7 protein-coding genes and 1 pseudogene are annotated in these 5,629 nt (G+C 69.6%); 4 read left to right on the forward strand and 4 right to left on the reverse strand.

Going from position 1 to position 5,629, the window contains the following annotated elements:
- Positions 1 to 194 (forward strand): annotated as a pseudogene (locus tag I0Q12_RS32740) (DNA polymerase IV); the annotation flags it as partial.
- 25 nt (positions 195 to 219) lie between these two features.
- Here the strand turns inward: I0Q12_RS32740 and I0Q12_RS12920 are convergent.
- Positions 220 to 780, reverse strand: a complete 561-nt coding sequence (locus tag I0Q12_RS12920; protein ID WP_197252299.1) for a PaaI family thioesterase — start codon at positions 778 to 780, stop codon at positions 220 to 222.
- Between the two features lie 96 nt (positions 781 to 876).
- Here I0Q12_RS12920 and disA point away from each other — a divergent pair, with 96 nt between their 5' ends.
- A complete protein-coding gene (gene disA, locus I0Q12_RS12925) occupies positions 877 to 1,959 on the forward strand; it encodes a DNA integrity scanning diadenylate cyclase DisA (protein ID WP_197252300.1) in 1,083 nt (360 codons plus the stop codon).
- A gap of 33 nt (positions 1,960 to 1,992) precedes the next feature.
- Here disA and I0Q12_RS12930 read toward each other — a convergent pair whose 3' ends face one another.
- Positions 1,993 to 2,700, reverse strand: coding sequence for a hypothetical protein (locus I0Q12_RS12930; RefSeq protein WP_197252301.1), 708 nt, complete (start codon positions 2,698 to 2,700; stop codon positions 1,993 to 1,995).
- A gap of 57 nt (positions 2,701 to 2,757) precedes the next feature.
- On the reverse strand, positions 2,758 to 3,384 hold the full coding sequence (locus I0Q12_RS12935) for a carbonic anhydrase (protein WP_197252302.1): 627 nt from the start codon (positions 3,382 to 3,384) through the stop codon (positions 2,758 to 2,760).
- Positions 3,385 to 3,474: 90 nt separating this feature from the next.
- Between I0Q12_RS12935 and I0Q12_RS12940 the strand changes: the two genes are divergently transcribed.
- A complete protein-coding gene (locus tag I0Q12_RS12940) occupies positions 3,475 to 4,404 on the forward strand; it encodes an A/G-specific adenine glycosylase (RefSeq protein WP_307846212.1) in 930 nt (309 codons plus the stop codon).
- Here the strand turns inward: I0Q12_RS12940 and I0Q12_RS12945 are convergent.
- Complete coding sequence (locus I0Q12_RS12945; RefSeq protein ID WP_197252303.1) at positions 4,362 to 5,108, reverse strand: alpha/beta fold hydrolase; 747 nt, start codon at positions 5,106 to 5,108, stop codon at positions 4,362 to 4,364. The genes I0Q12_RS12940 and I0Q12_RS12945 overlap by 43 nt on opposite strands.
- A gap of 32 nt (positions 5,109 to 5,140) precedes the next feature.
- On the opposite strand from I0Q12_RS12945, the gene I0Q12_RS12950 reads away from it, so the two are divergent.
- A complete protein-coding gene (locus I0Q12_RS12950; protein WP_197252304.1) occupies positions 5,141 to 5,446 on the forward strand; it encodes an antibiotic biosynthesis monooxygenase in 306 nt (101 codons plus the stop codon).
- The last annotated feature ends 183 nt before the right edge of the window (positions 5,447 to 5,629 follow it).

Raw genomic sequence — 5,629 nt, forward strand, 5'->3', positions numbered from 1 at the left:
AACTGCCGTTCGACGACGTCGTCGAACAAGGGGGCAACGCCGCGGGCGAGGTCGTCACGCACCGGCCGATCGACCGGCACGCCCTCGACGCCGTGCTCGACGACGTGCACAACCGCTTCGGATCCGGGTCCCTGACGTCCGCGACGCTCCTCGGCCGCGATCACCGCACCGGCGTGCCGCTCCTGCCGGACTGAGCCGGGCCGGCCCGACGAGGTAGCGCTACACCGACGAGGTGCCGTGCGGCGAGACCGGGACGCCGTCGACGTAGTCCTTGCCCTTGTCGAAGTGCTCGGCACCGACCGTGAGGAACAGACCCCGGGACGTCGCGACCACGATGTCGGGATCGGCCATCGGGCCCTCCACGATGCGGACTTCCGCGCTCGTGTACACCTTGCGGCGCACCGTGCCGTCCAGCCGGGCGCGGAACTCGAGCACCGACCCGAGCGGGATCGGCCGCGCGAAATCCACCTGAAGATGACCGGTGACGACCGGCCGCTGCAACACCATGCACGCCATGCCCTGAACTTCGTCGAACGCGCTGGTCAGGATGCCGCCGTGGATGAAACCCGGTCCGCCCTGGTAGTAGGTGGCGACGTCGAGGCGGCCGAGGACCTCGAGCCCCTCCCCGACCGTGCAGTGCATCTTCAGTCCGCCCGGCTGGTCGTCACCGCACCCGAAGCACTTGCTCCAGTGCTGGGGCAGTGCCTCACCCGCCCGCGGATGGTTCTCCGGAATCTCCGGAAGCACGAGGTCAGCGGGCAACGTCCAGGTGCTACTCATGACGCAGTAATGTAGTTCCGCGATCGGCTGCCTCCGCCGGGTAGACCGTGCAATTGTGATTGCCGCCGCATCGGCCGCCCGAGGGAGGAGCAAGGTATGTCCGACGTGTCGTCCGCGACGCTGCGCGACACGATCGCCCGCCTCGCCCCCGGCACGGCACTGCGCGACGGGCTCGAACGGATCCTGCGCGGACGCACCGGCGGCCTGATCGTCCTCGGTTTCGACGAGCGGGTCGCGGCCCTGTGCGACGGCGGTTTCGAACTCGACGTCGAGTTCGCCCCGACCCGGCTGCGCGAACTGTCGAAGATGGACGGTGCCGTCGTCGTCTCCACCGACGGAACGCGCATCGTGCGCGCCAACGTGCAGCTGGTTCCCGACCATCGCATCCCGACCGTCGAGTCCGGGACCCGGCACCGCGCGGCCGAGCGCACCGCGATCGAAACCGGCTATCCGGTGGTGTCGGTGAGCCAGTCGATGAGCATCGTGAGTGTGTACGTGGCCGGCCACCGGCACGTCATCAACGATTCCGCGACGATCCTGTCGCGCGCCAACCAGGCCGTCGCGACCCTCGAGCGGTACAAGGCGCGGCTGGACGAGGTCACCCGCCAGCTGTCCGTGGTCGAGATCGAGGACTTCGTGACGCTGCGCGACGCTCTGACCGTGGCCCAGCGCCTCGAGATGATGCACCGCGTGTCGGTGGAAATCGAACAGGACGTGCTCGAACTCGGCACGGACGGCCGGCAGCTGGCACTGCAGCTCGAGGAACTGGTCGGCGACAACCAGCTGGCGCGCCAGCTCATCGTCCGCGACTACCTCGCCGGAACCGAGGCACCGTCGTCCGCCGATGTCGAACGCACCCTCGAGGTCCTCGAACACCTGACCGACGTCGACCTGCTGGACCTGACGGTCCTGGCCCGCGCCTTCGGATATCCGGGGACGATCGAGGCTCTCGACACCGCGATGAGCCCGCGCGGATACCGGGTCCTGCACCGGGTGCCGCGGCTGCAGACCGCGCAGATCCATCGGCTGGTCGGATCGTTCGGGACCCTGCAGGGACTGCTCGCGGCGACCGCCGCGGACATCCAGTCCGTCGACGGCATCGGCGCCCTCTGGGCCCGGTACATCCGCGAAGGACTCTCACGCCTCGCGGAGGCGTCCATCAACGGACCGTACGACTGAACACGCTGTCCTCAGGCGACCGAGTCGCTGCGCTCAGGCGACGTTGAACGGCTCCGGGGTGCTGCGCAGCCCACCGAGCTGGCCGACGACGCTGTATGCGCCCGGACCGACCGGTTCGCGCGGCTGCTGGCAGCCGGGCGCCGACGTGGTGCCGGACCACTTCACCGAGAACGCCGCCTGGTCACCCGGAGCCAGCGTGCGCACGTCCGCGGTCGACTCGGGGAAGCAGTCGGTGTTCGACCAGAATCGGGTCGCCCCGTCGAGGCTGTAGACCAGCACCTGCTGCAGGCCGGCTCCGAGGTCGCGTTCGCACTGCTCGGTTCCGATGTTGGTGATGACGATGGTGAACGCGGGTTCGTCGCCGACGCGATAGTTCGGCTGATCCGCGGTCACGCGAACCGCCAGCGACTGGTCGGGGCACTGCCCCGCGGCGACCGGCGTCGCGGTCGTGCTCGAGGTGGTCGTGGCGGACGCCGACGTTCCCGCCGACGTTCCCGTCGACGACCCACCGCCGGATCCGGCTGCGGCCGGCTCGGCGGTGGCGTCGGCGGACGTCGTCGTGGTCGCCGTCGTCGACGTGACCTCGGCGGCGGTGTTCTCCGGCTCGGGGTCGTCACCGCCGCCGGTCAGTGCCATTACCAGCCACACGACCAGAGCCAGCACGACCAAGCCGACACCCACGGCGAGTGCGCGGCGGCGCCAGTAGATCTCAGGGGGCAGCGGCCCGTTCGGTTGAAGCACGACTCACACGGTAGGTGCAGGTTCGGGCCGTGGCCACACCGAGGTCGGCGTGTCGCGTCAGTCGACCGTCACACCGATGTCGCCGACGTGCTTGTGGAGCTTGACGCGACCGTCGGAGAGTGTGTAGGTGACGCCGACGATGGCGCAACGACCGGCCTCGACGCGATCAGCGATGATCCGGGACCGCTGCATCAGGAGCTTGGCGGTCTCGACGACGTGGCGTGCCTCGAGCTCGTCGGGATGGGTCAGCCCCTCGCTCCGGCCCATGAGGACCGACGGGGTGACCCGCTCGACGACGTCGCGGATGAATCCCGGAGGGACGTCGCCCTTGTCCAACGCGGACACAGTGGCCTTCACGGCACCGCAGCTGTCGTGTCCGAGGATCACGACGAGCGGCACGTTCAGGATCTCGACGGCGTACTCGATGGAACCGAGAACCGCGCTGTCGATCACGTGGCCGGCGGTCCGGACGACGAACATGTCGCCGAGACCCTGGTCGAAGATGATCTCGGCGGCCACGCGGGAGTCGCCGCAACCGAACAGCACTGCCGTCGGATTCTGGCCACCGACGAGCTCTGTGCGGCGGTCGATGCTCTGGCTGGGGTGCAGCGGGACACCGGACACGAACCGCTCGTTACCCTCGGTCAGGGCCTTCCAAGCGGAGATGGGATTCGAATTGGGCATGCGGCCATTATTCACCTGGCCCGATGTCGCTGATCGTTCGGTGTGATCAACGGCGCGAAACAATCTTCCGACACACCGATAGGAGATCTTGTGAGATCGACCCTCGACGCGTCCGCACTGCTGCGCTGGTACACCGCCGAAGCGCGGGATCTTCCGTGGCGACGCGAAGGGGTCACCGGCTGGCAGATCCTCATGTCGGAGGTGATGCTCCAGCAGACACCCGTCGCCCGGGTCGCGCCGATCTGGGAGCAGTGGGTGCAGCGTTGGCCGGTGCCGTCGCTGATGGCGGCGTCGAGCCAGGCCGACGTGCTGCGGGCGTGGGGCAAGCTCGGCTACCCGCGGCGCGCGCTGCGTCTGCACGAGTGTGCCGGGGTCCTCGCCGCCGAACACGGCGACATGGTCCCGGCGGACGTCGAGACGCTGTTGAGCCTGCCCGGCGTCGGCGCGTACACCGCGCGGGCGGTCGCGTGTTTCGCATACGGGCAGCGGGTGCCGGTCGTCGACACCAATGTGCGGCGGGTCGTCGCGCGGGCCGTGCACGGCCGCGCCGAACCGGACAATCCGTCGACCACCCGCGACCTCGCCGACGTCGAAATCCTGTTGCCGCGCAACCGATCCCGGGCCGCGACGTTCTCGGCGGCACTGATGGAACTCGGTGCGACCGTCTGCACCGCCCGCTCCCCCGAATGCGGACGCTGTCCGCTGCCGAGTTGCGCCTGGCGCGAGGCCGGCAGTCCCGCCCACGACGGCCCGCCGAAGAAGGTGCAGAAGTTCGCCGGGACCGACCGGCAGGTGCGCGGCAAGTTGATGGCGGTACTGCGGGAGAGCGAGGGCCCGGTGGAGCGGGCGGCGCTCGACGTCGTGTGGCTCGTCGACCCGGGCCAGCGCGACCGCGCGTTGCATTCGCTGCTCGTCGACGGACTCGTCGAGCAGACGAACGACGGGCGCTTCGCGCTCGCGGGTGAAGGGGCCGACGGTCAGCCGAGCCCGGCGAGGAATCCTTCGACGGCCGCGCGGTAGTCCTCCGGCTTGTCGTCGTGGACGAGGTGCCCCGCTCCGGCGATCCGCACGTAGGCCGTTCCGGGGCGTTCGTCGGCCATCCGCAGCATCTGGCCTTCGGGTGTGATGGTGTATTCGCCCTCGATGAGCAGCGTCGGCACCGCGACCGCCCGCCACTCGTCCCAGAAGTGCCGGGTGCCCCATTCCTCGGAGATGTCGCGGAAGGTCGCGACGTCGCCGTGCAGGTACCAGCCGTCGTCGCGTCGTTCGAACGAGTCGAGGAAGTACTGCCCGGCGACCGGTCCGAAGTAGTCGTGGACGGCGGCCTCGGTGGGAAACGGCTGCGGCCAGGCGCCGATCACGGCCGCCCAGTCCGCTGCGGTGCGGCCACGGAAGTCGGGGGCCATGTCCTCGAGAACGAGAGCCGCCACCCGGTCCGGATGTGCGGCGGCCAGGCACCAGGCGTGCAGTGCACCCATCGAATGCCCGATGACGACGAGCGGCTCGTCGAATCCGGCGTCGTCGAGGTGCCGCGCGAGATCGGCCACGAACGCTTCGGTGGTCAGCTCGTCCGGGGCGGGTCGTCCGTGCGCGGCCGCGTCGAAGGTGTGGACGTGCCCGTGGTCGCGCAGCCACGGCACGTGCCGCCGCCATGTGCGGGCGCTGCCCATCAGCCCGTGCAGCAGCAGGATCGGTCGTCCGGAACCACCTTCGTCGTGCAACACACCCGACAAGGTAGCGGAGTAGGCTCGCCGCCATGGCAGTCGTGAAGATCAACGCAATCGAGGTCCCGGAGGGCGCAGGCCCCGAACTGGAGAAGCGATTCGCGAATCGCGCGGGCACCGTGGACAAGTCGCCCGGATTCCTGGGTTTCCAGCTGCTGCGTCCCACCGCGGGCGAGACCCGCTACTTCGTGGTGACGCAGTGGGAGTCCGAGGAGGCGTTCGCCGCGTGGCGTGACGGCGATGCCCGTGCCGCCCACGCCGGTGAAGCCAAGAAGCCGGTCGCTACCGGGGCGTCGCTGCTCGAGTTCGAGGTCGTCCTCGACGTCAAGAAGTCCTGACCCACATCCGCTGAGCCGAACGACAGCCGCGCGCGTCCTCACGCGCGCGGCTGCCTTTTTCGTGGGCCACCCTCACGCATGGAACCCGGCGGGCGGCCGATCGAGGAACACCGTCACCGCCCGGACCCGGCCGTCGTCCGCCACGGTGAGCACATCCGTGCCCTCGGCGAACGAATCCCCCGT

The organism is Rhodococcus sp. CX, from assembly GCF_015865005.1.
GTDB lineage: Bacteria > Actinomycetota > Actinomycetes > Mycobacteriales > Mycobacteriaceae > Rhodococcus.